Origin of the sequence: Pseudomonas sp. BN102 (assembly GCF_029871245.1) — a bacterium.
In the GTDB taxonomy this organism is placed as follows: Bacteria; Pseudomonadota; Gammaproteobacteria; order Pseudomonadales; family Pseudomonadaceae; genus Metapseudomonas.
This window is the reverse complement of record NZ_SSON01000025.1, coordinates 1-17,570: the sequence shown is the minus strand read 5'-3', so window position 1 is coordinate 17,570 and position 17,570 is coordinate 1. Positions and strand designations below refer to the sequence as shown.

Annotated in this window: 15 protein-coding genes; 9 read left to right on the top strand and 6 right to left on the bottom strand. The window is 64.8% G+C overall.

Translation table 11 applies throughout. The features are described 5' to 3' along the window. Positions 1-15: 15 nt before the first annotated feature. Positions 16-777, bottom strand: coding sequence for an SDR family oxidoreductase (locus tag E8F12_RS03220; RefSeq protein WP_280323857.1), 762 nt, complete (start codon positions 775-777; stop codon positions 16-18). 256 nt (positions 778-1,033) lie between these two features. Here E8F12_RS03220 and E8F12_RS03215 point away from each other — a divergent pair, with 256 nt between their 5' ends. Further along, positions 1,034-2,632, top strand: coding sequence for a winged helix-turn-helix domain-containing protein (locus tag E8F12_RS03215; protein WP_280323856.1), 1,599 nt, complete (start codon positions 1,034-1,036; stop codon positions 2,630-2,632). A gap of 254 nt (positions 2,633-2,886) precedes the next feature. Here the strand turns inward: E8F12_RS03215 and E8F12_RS03210 are convergent, their stop codons facing one another. From E8F12_RS03210 to E8F12_RS03190, 5 genes are all read right to left on the bottom strand, one after another. Further along, a complete protein-coding gene (locus E8F12_RS03210; protein ID WP_280323855.1) occupies positions 2,887-3,279 on the bottom strand; it encodes a GFA family protein in 393 nt (130 codons plus the stop codon). 387 nt (positions 3,280-3,666) lie between these two features. Beyond that, the gene (locus tag E8F12_RS03205; RefSeq protein WP_280323854.1) at positions 3,667-4,284 is read right to left on the bottom strand and encodes a LysE family translocator; all 618 of its coding nucleotides are present in this window, start codon (positions 4,282-4,284) and stop codon (positions 3,667-3,669) included. Between the two features lie 118 nt (positions 4,285-4,402). Beyond that, positions 4,403-5,116: an AraC family transcriptional regulator gene (locus tag E8F12_RS03200; RefSeq protein ID WP_280323853.1), complete on the bottom strand. Its 714-nt coding sequence runs from the start codon at positions 5,114-5,116 to the stop codon at positions 4,403-4,405. Positions 5,117-5,506: 390 nt separating this feature from the next. After that, positions 5,507-6,706 (bottom strand): multidrug effflux MFS transporter, encoded by a 1,200-nt coding sequence (locus tag E8F12_RS03195; protein ID WP_280323852.1) that lies wholly within the window; start codon positions 6,704-6,706, stop codon positions 5,507-5,509. Then, complete coding sequence (locus E8F12_RS03190; protein WP_280323851.1) at positions 6,703-6,843, bottom strand: hypothetical protein; 141 nt, start codon at positions 6,841-6,843, stop codon at positions 6,703-6,705. Before E8F12_RS03190 ends, E8F12_RS03195 begins: the two co-directional genes overlap by 4 nt. Positions 6,844-6,987: 144 nt before the next feature. Between E8F12_RS03190 and E8F12_RS03185 the strand changes: the two genes are divergently transcribed. From E8F12_RS03185 to E8F12_RS03150, 8 genes are all read left to right on the top strand, one after another. Continuing rightward, positions 6,988-8,085 carry an efflux RND transporter periplasmic adaptor subunit gene (locus E8F12_RS03185; RefSeq protein ID WP_280323850.1) on the top strand — a complete coding sequence of 366 codons (1,098 nt, stop codon included), beginning with the start codon at positions 6,988-6,990 and terminating at the stop codon, positions 8,083-8,085. A 1-nt stretch (position 8,086) separates the two neighbouring features. Continuing rightward, positions 8,087-11,164, top strand: a complete 3,078-nt coding sequence (locus tag E8F12_RS03180) for an efflux RND transporter permease subunit (protein WP_280323849.1) — start codon at positions 8,087-8,089, stop codon at positions 11,162-11,164. A gap of 224 nt (positions 11,165-11,388) precedes the next feature. Next, entirely contained in the window at positions 11,389-11,541 is a 153-nt protein-coding gene (locus E8F12_RS03175; RefSeq protein ID WP_280323848.1) for a PSPA7_2676 family Cys-rich small protein, read from the top strand. Between the two features lie 125 nt (positions 11,542-11,666). After that, the gene (locus E8F12_RS03170) at positions 11,667-12,821 is read left to right on the top strand and encodes a methyl-accepting chemotaxis protein (RefSeq protein ID WP_280323847.1); all 1,155 of its coding nucleotides are present in this window, start codon (positions 11,667-11,669) and stop codon (positions 12,819-12,821) included. A 253-nt stretch (positions 12,822-13,074) separates the two neighbouring features. Beyond that, positions 13,075-13,440 (top strand): response regulator, encoded by a 366-nt coding sequence (locus E8F12_RS03165; RefSeq protein ID WP_280323846.1) that lies wholly within the window; start codon positions 13,075-13,077, stop codon positions 13,438-13,440. 21 nt (positions 13,441-13,461) lie between these two features. Next, positions 13,462-15,234 (top strand): chemotaxis protein CheW, encoded by a 1,773-nt coding sequence (locus tag E8F12_RS03160; protein ID WP_280323845.1) that lies wholly within the window; start codon positions 13,462-13,464, stop codon positions 15,232-15,234. Beyond that, positions 15,221-15,706, top strand: a complete 486-nt coding sequence (locus E8F12_RS03155; protein WP_280323844.1) for a chemotaxis protein CheW — start codon at positions 15,221-15,223, stop codon at positions 15,704-15,706. Before E8F12_RS03160 ends, E8F12_RS03155 begins: the two co-directional genes overlap by 14 nt. A gap of 18 nt (positions 15,707-15,724) precedes the next feature. Then, a partial coding sequence (locus E8F12_RS03150) for a methyl-accepting chemotaxis protein (protein ID WP_280323843.1) occupies positions 15,725-17,570 on the top strand: 1,846 nt, incomplete at its 3' end.

Genomic DNA, 17,570 nt, shown 5'->3' with positions numbered 1-17,570 from the left:
TCGTACCAGGGAGTCTCAGCGCCCCGCCTGGGCGGTCGACTGGCCGAGCCAGTCCTCGAAGTGGATCGCGCCGAGGCGCGGGTTGGTGCCGGGGGTCAGCGATTGATCGTCGAGAACGGCGCCGAAGTAGCGCGCACGCACGTCCGGCACGACCTTACGGGTGTCCTGCGTTATCCGCAGGAAGCGCCTGATCAGTTCGTCCAGCGGCATGGCCTCGGGGCCGGCGACTTCGACCGTGCCATTGACCGGTGATTCGAGCGTGACATCGGCGAGCGCCGACACCACGTCGTCGGACGCCATCGGCTGGATCAGCGCCGGCGACAGGTGAATCTCCTCGCCGACGGTGGCTGACTGCGCAATGCCGCCGACGAACTCGAAGAACTGCGTGGCACGCAGGATGGTGTAAGGAATTCCGGACGCCTTGATGAGGTTTTCCTGCGCGACCTTCGCCCGGAAATAGCCGCTGTCGGGAAGCCGTTCGCTACCGACGATCGAGAGGGCAACGTGATGGCGAACGCCAGCGGCAGCTTCGGCAGCCAGCAGGTTACGGCTCGATGTTTCGAAGAACTCCAGGACAGCCTTGTCCTCCCACGATGGCGCGTTCGCCACATCGACGACGATGTCAGCCCCATCCATCGCCTGGGCCAGGCCCTCGCGAGTGATGCTGTTCACGCCCGTGTTGGGGGCGGCTGCGAGCACGTCATGGCCGCGCTCGCGGAGGTTCTTCACAAGTTTCGTTCCGATGAGGCCAGTGCCTCCGATGACAACGATCTTCATGGCTTCTCTCCGCTTCCTCGACTGCAACCATTGCCGTCGATGTGGATGGAGAGTGCCTGCGTGCGTCCGGGAAGTCCTTGCGCCAGCCTTGAATTACCCTTCGGGGGAGCTTGGTTTATCGTCCAAAGCAGCAGTGCGCGACTGGCGTCCCGTGTTGGACGGTGCAGCGGGATACTCGCTGCCGTATTATCGATACCACGTACTAATCGCCTGCTCGGACACGGAGTCGAGTGCGCTCGACCAGGGGATACTCACCTTGCGATTCGTGTTTGAAGACTACGTGCTCGATCAGCAGCGCCGGGAATTGACCTTGCGCGGGCAAGTCGTGACAGTCGGGCCACAGGTCTTCGATCTACTGCTGCAGCTCGTCAGCAACCGCGATCGCGTCGTCAGCAAGGACGACCTGCTCAAGTCGGTGTGGAGCGGCCGGGTCGTCTCGGAGTCGACGATCACCAGCCACATCAATGCGGTTCGCAAGGCCATCGGCGATACCGGCGAGGAGCAGCGTCTTGTGCGGACAGTCCCCCGTAAGGGCTACCGCTTCGTCGGCGAGATCAAGGTCGGCGAGAACGGGGAAGCGCGACAGACGGACTGGCCAGGCATCCTCGAAACCGCGCCCATTGCCCCGAAGGAAACACCTCCACCCGCGCTCGTCCTTCCGGACAAGCCCTCCATTACCGTCTTGCCCTTCCAGAACCTGAGCGGCGATCCGGAGCAGGACTATTTCGCCGACGGCGTGGTGGAAGACATCATCGCCGCCCTGTCGCGTATCCGCTGGCTGTTCGTTATCGCGCGCAATTCGAGCTTCACCTACAAAGGCCGGGCGGTGGACGTCAAGGAAGTCGGCCAGGCGCTCGGCGTGCGCTACGTGCTGGAGGGTAGCGTGCGCAAGTCCGGAAACAGATTGCGCATCACCGGGCAGCTGATCGACGCGACGACCGGAACGCATATCTGGGCGGAACGCTTCGAAGGAATGCTCCACGACATCTTCGAACTACAGGATCAAATCGCTGAAAGCGTCGTTGGCGCAATCGCGCCACAGCTCGAACGGGCAGAAATCGAGCGCGCCAAGCGCAAGCCGACGGAAAGCCTGGACGCCTACGAATACTACCTGCGCGGAACGGCGAAACTGCACAGCGGCACCCGGGAAGCCATCGAGGAGGCGCTGCCGTTGTTCTACAAGGCCATCGAACTCGATCCGGAGTTTGCCTCGGCCTATGGCATGGCGGCCTGGTGCCACTTCTGGCGCAAGCTGAATGGCTGGATGACCGATCGGACTCGAGAGATCGCCGAGGGCGCGCGGCTCGCGCGCCTGGCGGTGGCGCTCGGCCGCGATGATGCGGTGGCGCTGACCCGCGGTGGACATGCATTGGGCCATCTTGCTGGCGATATCGATGGCGGCATAGCGCTGCTCGACAGGGCACGCCTGCTTAACCCTAACCTCGCCCAGGCCTGGTACCTGGGCGGCATCCTGCGCGCCCTGCGCGGTGAAACAGACGCCGCGATCGAAGACTTGACCCATGCCATGCGCTTGAGTCCGCTGGATCCGGAAATGTTCAGGATGCAGGTGGGGATGGCGCTCGCGCACTTCTTCGCCGGGCGCTTTGATTGCGCTGCGGACTGGGCGGAAAAGGCGTTGGGGAACCTGCCCAGTTTTCTGCCTCCGGTAGTGCTGCTGGCGGCCAGTCATGCACTCACCGGGCGAATGGACAAAGCGAAGCAGGCAATGCAGCGCCTGCACGAGCTTGATCCATCCTTGCGCATCTCCACCCTGAAGGATTGGTTGCCAATCCAACGGCCGGAGGATCTCGCTCGATTCGCGGATGGACTGCGGCTGGCCGGGTTGCCCGAGTGACCGCGGCCCGACTGGCCCTCGCCGATGCCTCTCAGTCGCTTGTCCGCTAGGGCGCGAGGCAGTGCGCTGTTCATTTGGATGCTGGCTGACGGAAGTGCCACCCACTGATAGCCAGGTTACGGATTTGCGTGGTCCTCTTCTGACGCTCGGGAGACTGTGCTCATCGACTACTTGGCGCGAGCACGGGACATGCGCGACATCAAGGCATGCGTCTCGGTCACCTCGTAACGGCGCCTTCGCACCGCTCTTGCCACCTACTCCTCAAAGCGACCCGAGGCGTCGCGATCGCGCTCGTATCGTCTCGTGAGCGGAAACGGCGGCAACCAGGACTCGCGACGGATGGTCCAGCTTTCATAGGTTGGCATCAGTTGGTCAGGGGCATCCAGGGATCCCAGGCTCACTTCGATTTCGTCTGCGGTGCGTGCGAAAACGGACGAGCCGCAGCTGGGACAGAAAAACCGCCCGGCGTAGTCGCGTGTTTCGCCATCGATCGTCACCGCATCCTGAGGGAATATCGCGGAAGCGTGAAAAAGGGCCCCATGATGCTTGCGGCAGTCGAGACAGTGACAAAGGCCGACCCGGTATGGGCGTCCCGACGCCACAATTCGGACGTTGCCGCAAAGGCAACCGCCTGTGAATCGGTCCATGCTGCGTCTCCTCTGCAAGCAAGCGCTCGGAATGTTTTCAACGGCCCCCGTCGGGTGTCCAAGATGCTCCACCCACTGGGCCACGACGGAGCCATTGCGCATCACTGCGGCGCTTGAGCATTTCGGTGATGGCTAGCGCAACTCCGGTCTTCCCGAGTGACGCGCCGGCATGACCTCGCGGACGGTCATTATCGGTGGTTGTGAAAATAGCAGCTATACAACTGCAAAGGGCTGGATGCTACCGACCGTTGGCGCCCGCTTCTGGCCCAGAATGGACTCGCGAAACAAATCAGCCGGGGCAATTCAAATTCCAGAATCAGGTGGCGGCTCTAACATCCAAACGGCTGGGAATTCCGCTCTTTCCCGGGATGCCAACCATGTTCCTCATCAAGCTACGGTTTGACTTTCCGTAGCCAGACGCAAGCCCATCGCCACCAGCACACCGCCACATGTCCGATTCAGCCAAACCTGAACTGCCAGGCGTGATTGGATCTTTCCGGATAACGTCCCCGCAAAATAGCCAATCGGCATCTTCACCACGAGAGTCAGCAGCGCGAAGGTAGCCCCCAATGCGAATAAGGTCTCGGTCGGATGTGCGTTATCCGCCTTCACGAACTGTGGCAGGTAAGCGAAGTAGAAGATCGCAATCTTGGGGTTGCTTATATTGGATAAAGCGCCCCTCAAGAAGAGCGAGTGCAGATTTCCCTTCGCCTTGGTCGTACTGGCAAGGTCAATTGGCGGCGCCCGAAATGCCTTGATGCCCAAATACAGCATGTAGGCTGCACCGGCATATTTCATGAAGCTGAATGCCAGCTCAGATGCCTGCAACAAGGCGCCGAGGCCCAAGGCCGCCAGAACCGTATGCCCCAGCAAACCGGTACCGACGCCAGCAGCGGTAATCACGCCCGCCCTGGAGCCGCGGGCAATTGAGTGGGAAAGCACCAGGACCATGTCCTGGCCGGGTGAAAGGATGATCAGTATTGAGGTCGCGACGAACACGACCATCGATGAATCCAGCATTTTCAGGGGCTCCGGCTGTATCTGGCACCCCTTCAACGTACCGCGCAACGAGCATTCCGAGTTTGCCGAAAAGCCGATTCTGTGTGGCTAAAAGCCGTTATTGCTACTGTTTGAAGCGCAGCTTTCTGGGCGGATAACCAAAGTGGCTGGCGAAGCGACGGCTGAAGGCAGATAGATCCTGGTAGCCCACCTGGCTGGCAATCAGGCTGACCGGGTAGTCGGTATGGACCAGCAAAGCCCTTGCCTTGTTCATGCGGAGTGTCAGCAAGTACTCGCCAGTGGTCTTGCCGGTCTCCTTCTTAAACAGCGCTTTCAGTTGACTGACACTGAGGAAGGCCACAGAAGCCAGTTCGGCTAGCGAGGGAGATACGCTGAGATCCTTTTCCAAAGACTCCACGACCCTTGCAATTCGCGGATCCATCGTCGGCAGGAATGTCTGCTCGCTCATGAGCTGCACAAACCATTCGCCCATACTCCGTTCCAGAACGGGGCTTACACACTGTTCAAGTTGTTTCTGGGCAAAGAAACAAAATGCCTGCATCGATTCAGACACCCTGACAAAGGAGTCCTGCAAAGACTGCATGCTGGATGGCAGCTCATCCAGATCGGCAACAAGAAAACAGGAGCCTTTGCCAGGAGCGAAACGGTGCTCGTCTCCTGCAAGCGTGATAATGCACTGTCCGGGTGCGGCTCGCCCCTCGTGTCGGCCAGTATGAATATCGACGGTTCCCACCAGAGGTAGAACCAGTTGATGGTGGTCATGCGAGTGGGTATGAGAAACGAACGTATAAGAGCGAATCGAAAGTCTGGCCGCCATGATTGTCTCTACCGTCCATTGAGCTCTGCCTTATACATAGCCCACGAAGACCAAAGCAATTTGGTGGCGTAGGACCTCGTTGTGAAGTCCGGTCATAAGTGGAACTTGAAGTATGCCCAACCGGCATAGGCCTAACCGGAGGGACCACTTCTGGCTATGGACTCAATCGATGGACGCAACACACTAGATCCGGTGTAACCAGGAGGAGGGTTGCAGATGCAGCAAAGACCACAATCCATAGCAAGCCGAAGCTCCGACTGGTTTGTCTTGTGGGGGCGAATTCATTCGCTATGGGCAGCGCAGCTGCCCCTCTGGAATCTTCCTAGGCAGGCCTACGGCCTGCTTAGCGAATGAATTCGCCGCCACGGATTCACACATTCTCCAGACTGCTCACCCCGCCGCCGAAACCGCCGCGCTGCGTGTCTTGCGCGTCATCGCCGTGAAGGCGCTGATGGCGGCCAGGGCGAACAGGGCTTGCACGCCGAGCATCGGCCAGGCGGTGCCGTCCTGCAGGGCGCCGAGCAGCAGGCCGCTGCAAGTGGCACCGAGCATCTGGGCGAAGCCCATCAGGCCGGCGGCCAGGCCCGCGCGGTGGGCGTTGGGCATGACCACACCGGCCACCGAGGCCGGGATCAACATGCCGCCGCCCAGGGTCACCAGCACCTGCGGCAGCGAAAGGCCGAGCACCGACAGGCCGAGCGTGGCGTGCACCAGCAAGGTGAGTACGGCACCGGTGGCCACCAGGCTGACGCCGATGCCGACGATACGCTGCGGCCCCAACTGCATGATGCGCCGCTGGGTGAACAGGGCGCCGCCGATCAACCCGGAAATGGTCGCGCCGAAGGCCAGGCCGTATTCCGCCGAACTCAGGCCCAGCAAGCCGATATAGACGGCGGATGAGCCCGCCACCACCGCGAACATCGCTCCGTAAGTGCCCGCGAGGGTCAGCGCCAGGGCGCGGCTGGGACGCTGCTTCAGCAGGTCGAAGTAGTCCCGCGCCAGGGTCGCCGGGTGGCCGGCCTTGGGGTCGAGGCTGGAGTTCGATTCGCGGTAGAAGGCCAATACCGCCAGCAGGGCGAGGCTGCCCACCACCAGGGAGGCGAAGATGGGCGCGTGCCAGCCGCCCCAGTGGGTCAGCAGGCCGCCGGCCATGGGCGCCAGAGCGATGGCGCTGAGCATGCCGATCACGGTCATCGCGAGGGCCGGCGCGGCCTGCGCCTTCCACACATCGCGCACGATGGCGCGCGCCAGCACCAGCGCGGCGCAGGCGCCCAGGCCCTGGGCGACACGTCCGAGGATGAAGCCGGTCATGCTGTCGGCCAGCAGCATCCAGGCGGTGGCGGCGAGGTAGAGGCTGAGCCCGCCGATCAGTACCGGGCGGCGGCCCACCCGGTCGGACAGCGGCCCCAGCAGCAGCTGCCCGATGCCGAAGGCAGCGACGAAAGCGGACAGCGCGGCGAGGCTGGCGCCACGGTCCGCCCCCAGGCCCTGCTCGATACCGCCCAAGGCGGGAATGATCAACTGGGTGGAGATTTCCCCCAGGGCGGTCAGCACCATGAGGATTACCAGCAGCAGGCGGGACGGGCTCATGAGCGTGCTCCTTCTTCGTCGGCATCCAGCATCAGGGCCATCAGCTGCCACTCCAGTGCCTGCCAATCGTCGCTGCTGACGCCGGACGGCGCAGCGCAGCTCGCGTCGTGGTCCACAGTCTCTTGTTCCTGGTTCATCGCACTTACCTCCGTTGGTCGCATCGCCCTTGAGTCGACGCATCAGATGACGAGTGACATATATACACGAAATTAAATTATGCCTATCATATTTTCGACCCGCGGTATTTCCGCCTCGTCGCCGCCGAACCAGAGGATCGCTCCATGAATCGTCCGCACGCCGCCCTTCTCGCCCTGATCCCTGTCGCCCTGCTGGCCTTGAGTGGCTGCCACAGCCAGGCCGACAGCACAGTGACAGCTCCCCTGCCCCGCGCCGTTCTGGTGACCGAGGTGCAGGCCGCCGCCCAACAGGACGCGCTCTATACCGGCGTGGTGGCGCCCCGCACGGCCAGCGACCTGGGCTTTCGCGTCGGCGGCAAGGTGATCGCGCGCAAGGTCGACCCAGGCACCCGAGTGGCCAAGGGAGACGTGCTGCTGGTGCTGGACAACACCGATTTCGAACTGGCCCTGCGCGCCGCGCGTAATCGCGTCACCGCCGCCGAGGCCGAGCTGCGCCAGGCCCGCGACGACGAAGCCCGCTACCGTCGCCTGTCCGGTACCGGCGCCGTGTCCCGGCAGATCTACGACCAGGCCAACACACGCCTGCGGGTGGCCCAGGCCGAACAGGCCGCCGCCACCTCGGAAGCGGCCCAGGTGGAAAACCGCCGCGCCTACTCCACCCTCAAGGCCGATGCCGATGGCGTGATCACCGACGTGCGGGTGGACCGCGGCCAGGTGGTCGCCGAAGGCCAGGTGGTGGCCAGCCTGGCCCACGACGGCGCCCGCGAGGCGGTGATCGACATCCCGGAAACCCAGCGCGCCTTGGCTAACCACCCGGCGCGTGCCTATCCCTACGGCGCCACGGCCGACGCGGTGCCCGCCACCCTGCGCGAACTCTCAGCGGCGGCGGACGCCACCACCCGCACCTTCCGCGCCCGCTACACCCTGGGCGGCGATTCGGCGGCCCTCGCCATCGGCTCCACCATCACCCTGCGCCTGGACGGCGCAGCCAAGGCGCAGCAGGTGCGCGTGCCCATCGGCGCCCTGCACGACAAGGGCCAGGGCAGCGGTGTCTGGGTCATAGGCGCGGACAACAAGGTGGAATTGCGGCCGGTGCACGTGGTGCGCCTGGAGCAGGAAGAGGCGGTGCTGGAAGGCAGCCTGCAGCCCGGCGAGCGCATCGTCGCCCTCGGCGCCCACCTGCTGAACACGGGCGACAGCATTCGCGAACTGCCGGCGCCCTCGCTGGCCATGGAGCGCTGAGATGAACGGCTTCAACCTCTCCGCCTTCGCGGTCCGCAACCGGGCGATCACCCTGTTCCTGATCCTCGCCACGCTGATCGCCGGGGCCATCGCCTTCACCAAGCTGGGCCGCGCCGAGGACCCGTCCTTCTCGGTGAAGACCATGACCATCACCGCCGCCTGGCCGGGCGCTACCGCGCGGGAAATGCAGGAGCAGGTGGCCGACCGCCTGGAAAAGCGCCTGCAGGAACTGGACCTCTACGACCGGGTGGAAACCATCGCCCAGCCCGGCTTCGTTTCGATGAAGCTGCAGTACCTCGACTCGACCCGACCGGCTGACCTCCAGGAGCTCTTCTACCAGACCCGCAAGAAACTCTCCGACGAAGCCAAGCGCCTGCCCCAGGGCGTGGTCGGGCCCTTCTTCAACGACGAGTATTCCGATGTCTACTTCGCCCTCTATGCGCTGGAAGGCGGGCAAATGCCGCACCGCCAACTGGTCCAGATGGCCGAAGACCTGCGCCAGGGCCTGCTGCGCCTGCCCGGCGTGAAGAAAGTGAACATCCTCGGTGAACAGGCCCAGCGCATCTTCGTCGAGTTCTCCTACGAACGCCTGGCCACCCTCGGTCTCAAGCCCGAGCAGATCTTCGAGGCCCTGGGCAAACAGAACGGCGTGGCCCCGGCCGGCTTCGTCGAAACCAGCGGGCCGCGTGCCTACATTCGGCTGGACGGTGCCTTCGACAGCCTCAGGCTGATCGAAAACGTGCCGATCAACGCCAATGGCAAGCTGCTACGCATCGCCGACGTCGCCACCGTGCGGCGCGGCTACGAAGACCCGGCGAGTTACCGCATCCGCCACCAGGGCGAACCGGCGCTGATGCTCGGCGTGATCATGAAACCGCGTTTCAACGGCCTGGAGCTGGACAAGTCGCTGCAGGTCGAGGAAGAGCGTATCCACGCCGAACTGCCCCTGGGCGTGAAGTTCGACAAGGTCTCCGACCAGGCCGAGAAGATCCGCCTTTCGGTGAACGAGTTCATGATCAAATTCTTCGTTGCCCTGGGCGTGGTGATGCTGATCAGCCTGCTGGCCCTGGGTTTCCGCGTCGGCCTGGTGGTGGCTGCCGCCGTGCCGCTGACCCTGTCCGTCGTCTTCGTGATCATGCTGATGACCGGCCGCGAGTTCGACCGCATTACCCTCGGCGCGCTGATCCTCTCCCTGGGCCTGCTGGTGGACGACGCCATCATCGCCATCGAGATGATGGTGGTGAAACTGGAGGAAGGCCTCGACCGCATCCAGGCCGCCACCTTCGCCTGGACCTCCACCGCCGCGCCCATGCTCACCGGCACCCTGGTGACCGTGATCGGCTTCCTCCCGGTGGGCTTCGCCAAGTCCAGCGCCGGAGAATACGCCGGCAACATCTTCTGGATCGTCGGTTTCGCCCTGCTCGCCTCCTGGGTGGTGGCGGTGTTCTTCACGCCCTACCTGGGGGTGAAGATGCTGCCGAACATCAAACCGGTGCCTGGCGGCCACGAAGCGCTCTACGCCACCCGCCTCTACCAGCGCCTGCGCGCCTTGGTCACCTGGTGCGTGAACCGCCGCAAGACGGTCACCGCCCTGGTGGTGGCGGCCTTCATCGCCAGCGGCCTCGGTATGGGCGTGGTGAAGAAGCAGTTCTTCCCCAACTCCGACCGCTCCGAGCTGCTGCTGGAGGTCTACATGCCGCCGGGCAGCGCCTTCAAGGCCACCGAAGCCGTGGTGGCGCAGGTGGAGAAGGCCCTACTGGAAGAACCCCAGACGAAACTGGTGGACGCCTATGTGGGCGGCGGCGCGCCGCGCTTCTTCCTCTCCCTGAACCCCGAGCTGCCGGACCCGGCCTTCGCCAAGATCATCGTGCAGACCGCCGACTCCAAGGCCCGCGACGCCCTCCGCGAACGCATGGAGGCGCGCATCGCCGCCGGCGAGTTCCCCTCGGCGCGGGTGCGCGTCACCCAATTGGTGTTCGGCCCACCGGTGCCCTTCCCGGTGGTGTTCCGCGTCTCCGGCCCGAACCTGGAGCAACTGCGGCAGATCAGCGAAGAAGTGCGCCAGGTGGTAGCCGCCAACCCCATGACCCGCGACGCCTTCGTCGACTGGGGCGAGCGCGCCAGCGCCTACCGCCTGGTGCTGGACCAGGACCGCCTGCGCCTGCTCGGCTTCACCCCCAATGAGGTGAAGAGCCAGCTCAACGCCCTGCTCACCGGCAACCCGGTGACCGAGGTGCGCGAAGGCACCCGCACCGTGGCGGTCATGGTGCGGGCGCAGAACGCCCAGCGGGAGAACCTCGGCGGCATCGAGGGCCTGACCATCACCAACGCCGCCGGTGTCTCGGTGCCGCTGGAACAGGTGGGCCGCTTTCAGCCGGTGATGGAGGAGCCCATCCTCAAGCGCCGCGACCGCGAGCTGACCTTCGAAGTGCGCGCCGACATCATCCAGGGTACGCAGCCGCCGGATGTGGAAATAGCCGTGTACGCGGACCTTCAACCGCTGATCGCCAAGCTGCCAGCAGGCTACAAGGTGATCATCGGCGGCCCGGTGGAGGAAAGCGCCAAGGCCAACAAGGCGCTGGCCGTCCTGTTCCCGGTGATGATCCTGCTGACCCTGGTGGTGATCATGTTCCAGGTGCGCTCCTTCGCCCTGATGTTCATGGTCTTCGCCACCGCGCCGCTGGGCCTGATCGGCGCGGTGCCGGCCCTGCTGCTGTTCGGCCAGCCCTTCGGCTTCAACGCGATCCTGGCGCTGATCGGCATCGGCGGCATCCTGATGCGCAACACGCTGATCTTCACTGACCAGATCGAACAGGAACAGGCCCACGGCCGCCCCCTTCGCGAGGCCATCATCGAAGCCACGGTACGCCGCGCCCGCCCGGTGCTGCTCACGGCCCTGGCCGCTGCCCTGGCCTTCATCCCGCTGACCTTCTCGGTGTTCTGGTCATCCCTGGCCTATGTGCTGATCGGTGGGGTACTGGTGGGCACCGTGCTGACCCTGTTGTTCTTGCCGGCGCTCTGTGCGTTGGTCCTGCGGCCCCGGGAAAAGCCGGCCGAGGCCGATCTGGCCCTGAACTGACGACGGGCACGCCCGGGGCCACGCGGCGGCCCCGGGCGCCTCGCTCAGCCACCAGCGGCACCTCCACCCCGACCAACGGTCCCACCGCTCGCCCTTTTAGGTTGCCGGCTCTAGGGCGCCCGGCCGATCCTCACCCCCGATCCAGGCCTCCAACAAGAACAAGGCGAGTGCAGTTCCATCCACCACTGCCGATCGAACCGGGGGTCAGCCCCGGGGGAGGAGCCATGCGTATTCGTTGCTTTCTGCTCGGTTGTCACTGGACCGAGGGTTTCCGCACCGAGGTGGGCGCCGTGCCCATGATCTGCCAGCGCTGCCTGCGCTGCGGCGCCCACCGCTACCTGAGCCTGCCGGAGGAGGAAGCAGAAACGACCGGATGAATGGCGAAGGAAGCTGGCAGATAGCCATTTGACAGCACGCCACGACCCTCTAGTTTTAACCAGCGTTGCCGATGGCCTCTACAGGCACCGTCGTTCGGTCAAACAACCTGGCAAGGGAGCGCAGCATGTCGCATCCGTCGTCCGTCGACGCCTACAAGGGCCTGGCACTGCATTCCCTGGTCTGGCTGGCCTGCGCCGGCCTGCTCGCCCTCCACCTGCCGGCCTGGCTGGCCCTGGGCGGGGGATGGCTGGCCAGCCTGCTGCTGGTCTGGCTGCAACGGGAGACAGCTTCCGTGGCGACCGCCGCCAGCCAGCAGCAACCCACCGCAGCGCCTGACTGGCGGCAGGCCCAGGATGCCCTGGACGACCAGCTCGGCACCCTCCAGTCCCATGCGCGGCAGATAGATGGCCTGCTGCAGGACGCCATCCAGCGCCTCGGCGACAGTTTCCACGGACTGGCCGCGCGCATCGATCAGCAGCGCGCCCACTCCCATTCCCTGATCGAACGCTACGGCAACCAGCCGGCGGACAACGACGGCATGAATTTCCAGGAGTTCATCGCCACCACCCGCCACACCCTGGGCCTGTTCGTCGAAGCCACCCTGGAAACCAGCCAGACCTCCCAGGAGCTGGTGAAACGCATGGACCGGGTGACGCAGAAGATCGCCGATATCCTGAAATCCACCCACGATATGGACGCCATCGCCAAGCAGACCAACCTGCTGGCGCTGAACGCCGCCATCGAGGCGGCTCGCGCCGGCGAGAGCGGCCGTGGCTTCGCCGTAGTGGCGGACGAGGTACGCGCCCTGTCCACCCGCTCCACCGGCTTCTCGGAACAGATCCGCCAGCACGTCGACGTGGTCTATCGGGAACTCCAGGACGCCGACGCCGCCATCGCCCAACTGGCCGACAAGGACATGGGCTTCGCCCTGGACTCCAAGCAGCAGGTCCACCACATGCTGGAAGACCTGGAAGGCATGAACCGCCACACCCTGAAGGTGATCGAGGAGCTGGACCGTCTCTCCCTGGAAGTGGGCACGGGCGTCGACCAGGCCATCACCGCCCTGCAGTTCCAGGACATGAGCAGCCAGCTGCTCGGGCAGATGCGCAAGCATTTCGCCAAGCTCGGCGGATTCGCCGCCGGCCTCGGCGGCCTGCACGCACTGGCCTCGGAACAATGGCCGGAGCGGATGGAAAACGAGACCGCCGAACTGCGCAAATCCGTCGCCAATCCGGTGAGCCAGAGCAACGTCAACGCGGGTGAGGTGGAGCTTTTCTGATCGGATCGGCATCAGCCCTTCGCCGCCCATCAGATCGACGAATGACTGACGCCAGAAGCTGGACGCCACGCAGTCGCCCATCTACACATAAGCATGGCCAGTAGCCATCAACCCTGAAGGCAAGGGTTCCGTAGGTTGGCGCAGAGCGAAGCCAAACGAGAGCAGCTGAAAGCCCGCATGTTGGGCTTCGCAGGCTCAGCACCAACCTACAAAAGCTTCACCCCAGAAAAAGCGGCACGGAGAGCGGCACCTGATGAGCAAGCAGATCCTGATAGTCGACGACTCGGCATCGATAAGGCAGATGCTGAGCTTCACCCTCAAGGCCGCAGGCTACCTGGTGGACGAGGCGGTGGATGGCAAGGACGGCCTGGGCAAGGCCCAGAGCAAGGCCTACAACCTGGTCTTCACCGACCAGAACATGCCGAACATGGATGGCATCAGCCTGATCCGCAGTCTGCGTGGGCTGCCCGGCTACCGCGCCACGCCGATCCTGATGCTGACCACCGAATCCAGCGACGCCATGAAGCAGCAAGGCAAGTCGGCCGGGGCCACCGGTTGGCTGGTCAAGCCCTTCGATCCGCCGAAGCTGCTGGAAGTCACCCGCAAGGTCCTCCCCTGACCCCGGCACAAGGCGCTTCCCATGAGCGACGGGATGAACCAGTTCCTCCAGGTGTTCTTCGAGGAAACCGAGGAACACCTGGCCAGTCTCGAACTGCTGCTGCTCGGCCTCGACCTGCAGCGGCCCGACGCGGAAGAGCTCAACGGCATCTTTCGCGCCGCCCATTCCATCAAGGGCTCGGCCGGCATGTTCGGCTTCGACGACCTGACCGCCGTGACCCACGAGCTGGAAACCCTGCTCGACCGCATCCGCAGTGGCCAGCTGGCCCTGCGCGCGGATATGGTCGACCTGTTCCTGCAGGCCCGCGATGTACTGATGCGTCTGCTCGACGCCCACCGTCAGCAGCGGCCGGATCCGAGCGTGCCGGTGACGGATACCGTCGCGCGCCTGCGCGCATTGCTGCAGGACGCCCCGGTTGCCGCCGAGGACGACGGCTTCGGTTTCTTCGCCAACGCCCCGGGCACCCCCGAAGCGGCGGCGGATGATGACTTCGGTTTCTTCGACCAGGCACCCGGCACCCCGACCGCAGCGGTGACGCCCCTCGAGCCGGCAAAACCGGCCCCTGCCCCGCCATTACCAGTGGGCAAGCCGGGCGAATGCGAATCCAGCTCGATCCGCGTCAGCGTGGAAAAGATCGACAGCCTGATCAACCTTGTGGGCGAGTTGGTCATCACCCAGGCCATGCTCGGCCAGCTCGGCGGCGCCCTGGACCCGAGCGTCCACGAGCGCATCCACCAGGCCCTGGCGCAGCTGGAGCACAACACCCGCGACCTGCAGGAATCGGTGATGTCGATCCGTATGTTGCCCATCAGCTTCATCTTCAGCCGCTTCCCGCGCCTGGTGCGCGACACCTCCGCGCGCCTGGGCAAGCAGGTCGAGCTGCTGCTGCAGGGCGAGCACACAGAGCTCGACAAGGGCGTGATCGAGCGCCTGAGCGACCCGCTCACCCATATCGTGCGCAATAGTATCGACCACGGCATCGAACTGCCCGAGGCACGACTGGCCGCCGGCAAGCCGGCCAGCGGCACGGTGCGCCTGGGCGCCTTCCACCAGGGCGGCAGCATAGTGGTGGAGATCAGCGACGACGGCCGCGGGCTGGACCGCGAGCGCATCCTCGCCAAGGCCCGCGAGAAGAACCTGGCGGTGCACGACGCCATGAGCGACGCGGAAGTCTGGCAGCTAATCTTCATGCCCGGCTTCTCCACCGCCGAAGTGGTCACCGACCTCTCCGGGCGCGGCGTCGGCATGGACGTGGTCAAGCGCAATATCCAGGCCATGGGCGGGCGCATCGACATCGATTCGGCCGCGGGACTCGGCACCCGCATCAGCATCCGCCTGCCGCTGACCATGGCGATCCTCGACGGCCTGATAGTCGCCGTGGCGCGCACCCACTACGTGATCCCGCTGACCTACATAGTCGAATCCCTGCAACCCAAGGCCGCCGACATCCGCAGCCTGGGCGGCGAGGAAGGCGCGGTGATCCGCGTGCGCGGCGAATACCTGCCACTGATCTCGCTGCACGACCTGCTCGGCGAGACCACCCCGCCATTGCCGGCCGAGCAGTCCATCGTGGTCATCCTCGAAGCCGACGGCCGCCACTTCGCCCTGCAGGTGGACGACTTGGTGGGCCAGCAGCAGGTGGTGATCAAGAGCCTGGAACAGAACTTCCGCCGGATCGATGGCATCGCCGGCGCCACCATCATGGGCGACGGCAGCGTCGCCCTGATCCTCGACGTCGACGCCCTGCCGGGCCTGGCACAACAACAAGGAGCAGCGCTGCATGAACTCCCCTAGTGCGGAACAGGCCGGGCAAACGGCCCAGGAGTACCTGACCTTCACCCTCGGCCGCGAGGAGTACGCCATCGACATACTCCGGGTGCAGGAAATTCGCGGCTATGACCAGGTCACCTCCATCGCCAACAGCCCGCCCTTCATCAAGGGCGTGATCAACCTGCGCGGCGCCATAGTTCCCATCGTCGACCTGCGCATCAAGTTCAACCTGGCCGACGTCGGTTACGACCAGTTCACCGTGGTCATCATCCTCAACGTCGGCCGGCGCATCGTCGGCGCGGTGGTCGACTCGGTGTCCGACGTGATCGCCCTCGGCCGCGAAGAGATCAAGCCGCCGCCGGAGTTCGGCGCCAGCTTCGATACCGAATACCTGCTGGGCCTTGCCACCGTGGCCGAGCGGATGCTGATCCTGGTGGATATCGAGAAGCTGATGACCAGCCGCGAAATGGCCCTGGTCGAAGCAGCCGCAGCCTGACACGCAAGGGGAAAATCCATGGGTCTGTTCAATGGAAAAGCACAAGCACAGCTTCGCGCGCAGCACCTGGCCGGCCTGATCCGGGCCCTGGCCGACGGCAACCTCGATCAACCCATAGGCCAGGGCGACGACCCCATCTGGACGCAGGTCTATGACGGCCTCACGCGCCTGCAGAAGGGGCTGCGTCAGCAACAGGCGGAAGCCGCGCAGATCGAGGCGCTGGACCAGGCCCTGGTGGAAATGACCCGCCAGCACAGTGACGGCTGGATCGACGAGATCATCCCCGTGGAGCGCCTTTCCGGCACCCAGGCACGCATCGCCACCGGCATCAACGAGCTGGTGGCCGCGCACATCGCGGTGAAGATGCAGGTGGTGCGGGTGGTCACCGCCTACGGCAACAGCGACTTCAGCCGCGACATGGACCGCCTGCCGGGCAAGAAGGCACAGATCACCGAAGCCATCGACGGCGTTCGCGACCGCCTCCAGGCCGCCGCGCGGGCCGCCTCCGAGAACACCCGGATCAAGAGCGCCCTGGACAATTGCAGCACCAACGTGATGATCGCCGACGGCGATCGCAACATCATCTACATGAACAAGACCGTCACCAGCATGCTGCAGAACGCCGAGGCGGACCTGCGCAAGGCACTGCCCAGCTTCTCGGTCAGCAAGTTGCTCGGCGGCTCGATCGACCAGTTCCACAAGAACCCCGAGCACCAGAAGCGCCTGCTCGCCACCTTCACCAGCACCTTCAAGACGCAGATCGACGTCGGCGGGCGGACCTTCGGCCTGGTGGCCAACCCGGTCATCAGCGACAGCGGCGAGCGTCTGGGCTCGGTGGTGGAATGGGCCGACCGCACGACGGAGGTCCAGGTCGAGCGCGAAGTGGCCGCGCTGGTCGGCGCCGCGGCGGCCGGCGACTTCTCCAAGCGCATCAGCGAAGAAGGCAAGAGCGGCTTCATCCTCAACCTCGCCAGCGGCCTGAACAGCCTGGTGGACACCGCCGACAAGGGCCTCAAGGACGTCTCGCGGATGCTCGGCGCCCTCGCCCAGGGCGACCTCTCGCAAAGCATAAGCGCCGACTACCAGGGCACCTTCGGTGAACTCAAGGATTACTCCAACGAAACCGCGCAGAGCCTGTCGCGCATGCTCGGGCAGATCCGCGAGGCCGCCGACACCATCAACACCGCCGCCGGCGAAATCTCCAGCGGCAACGCCGAACTCTCCACCCGCACCGAGCAGCAGGCCTCCAGCCTGGAGGAAACCGCTTCGAGCATGGAGGAGCTGACCAGCACGGTGAAACTCAACGCCGAGAACGCGCGACAGGCCAACTCCCTGGCGGTGAACGCCTCGGAAGTGGCCACCGAGGGCGGCAACGTGGTGCAGAAGGTGGTCAGTACCATGACCGCCATCAACGAGTCGGCCCGGAAAATCGCCGACATCATCGGCGTCATCGACGGCATCGCCTTCCAGACCAACATCCTCGCCCTCAACGCCGCAGTGGAAGCCGCCCGCGCCGGCGAGCAGGGTCGCGGCTTCGCCGTGGTGGCGGCCGAGGTGCGCACCCTGGCGCAGCGCTCGGCGGCGGCGGCCAAGGAGATCAAGACACTGATCTCCGACTCGGTGAGCAAGGTGGAGAACGGCAACACCCTGGTGGCCCAGGCCGGCCAGACCATGAGCGACATCGTCATCGCCATCAAGCGGGTCACCGACATCATGGCCGAGATCGCCGCCGCCTCCACCGAACAGAGCCGCGGCATCGAGGAGGTCAACGGCGCGGTCAACCAGATGGACGAGATGACCCAGCAGAACGCCGCCCTGGTGGAACAGGCCGCCGCGGCCGCCGAAGCCCTGCAGGAACAGGCCG

What these genes read in the sequence shown, in the direction of transcription:
- E8F12_RS03205 (WP_280323854.1), bottom strand. Translation starts at nt 4,284, where the DNA reads ATGGTCGTGTTCGTCGCGACCTCAATACTGATCATCCTTTCACCCGGC.
- E8F12_RS03220 (WP_280323857.1), bottom strand. Translation starts at nt 777, where the DNA reads ATGAAGATCGTTGTCATCGGAGGCACTGGCCTCATCGGAACGAAACTT.
- E8F12_RS03200 (WP_280323853.1), bottom strand. Translation starts at nt 5,116, where the DNA reads ATGGCGGCCAGACTTTCGATTCGCTCTTATACGTTCGTTTCTCATACC.
- E8F12_RS03175 (WP_280323848.1), top strand. Translation starts at nt 11,389, where the DNA reads ATGCGTATTCGTTGCTTTCTGCTCGGTTGTCACTGGACCGAGGGTTTC.
- E8F12_RS03190 (WP_280323851.1), bottom strand. Translation starts at nt 6,843, where the DNA reads ATGAACCAGGAACAAGAGACTGTGGACCACGACGCGAGCTGCGCTGCG.
- E8F12_RS03180 (WP_280323849.1), top strand. Translation starts at nt 8,087, where the DNA reads ATGAACGGCTTCAACCTCTCCGCCTTCGCGGTCCGCAACCGGGCGATC.
- E8F12_RS03160 (WP_280323845.1), top strand. Translation starts at nt 13,462, where the DNA reads ATGAGCGACGGGATGAACCAGTTCCTCCAGGTGTTCTTCGAGGAAACC.
- E8F12_RS03185 (WP_280323850.1), top strand. Translation starts at nt 6,988, where the DNA reads ATGAATCGTCCGCACGCCGCCCTTCTCGCCCTGATCCCTGTCGCCCTG.
- E8F12_RS03210 (WP_280323855.1), bottom strand. Translation starts at nt 3,279, where the DNA reads ATGGACCGATTCACAGGCGGTTGCCTTTGCGGCAACGTCCGAATTGTG.
- E8F12_RS03165 (WP_280323846.1), top strand. Translation starts at nt 13,075, where the DNA reads ATGAGCAAGCAGATCCTGATAGTCGACGACTCGGCATCGATAAGGCAG.
- E8F12_RS03195 (WP_280323852.1), bottom strand. Translation starts at nt 6,706, where the DNA reads ATGAGCCCGTCCCGCCTGCTGCTGGTAATCCTCATGGTGCTGACCGCC.
- E8F12_RS03170 (WP_280323847.1), top strand. Translation starts at nt 11,667, where the DNA reads ATGTCGCATCCGTCGTCCGTCGACGCCTACAAGGGCCTGGCACTGCAT.
- E8F12_RS03155 (WP_280323844.1), top strand. Translation starts at nt 15,221, where the DNA reads ATGAACTCCCCTAGTGCGGAACAGGCCGGGCAAACGGCCCAGGAGTAC.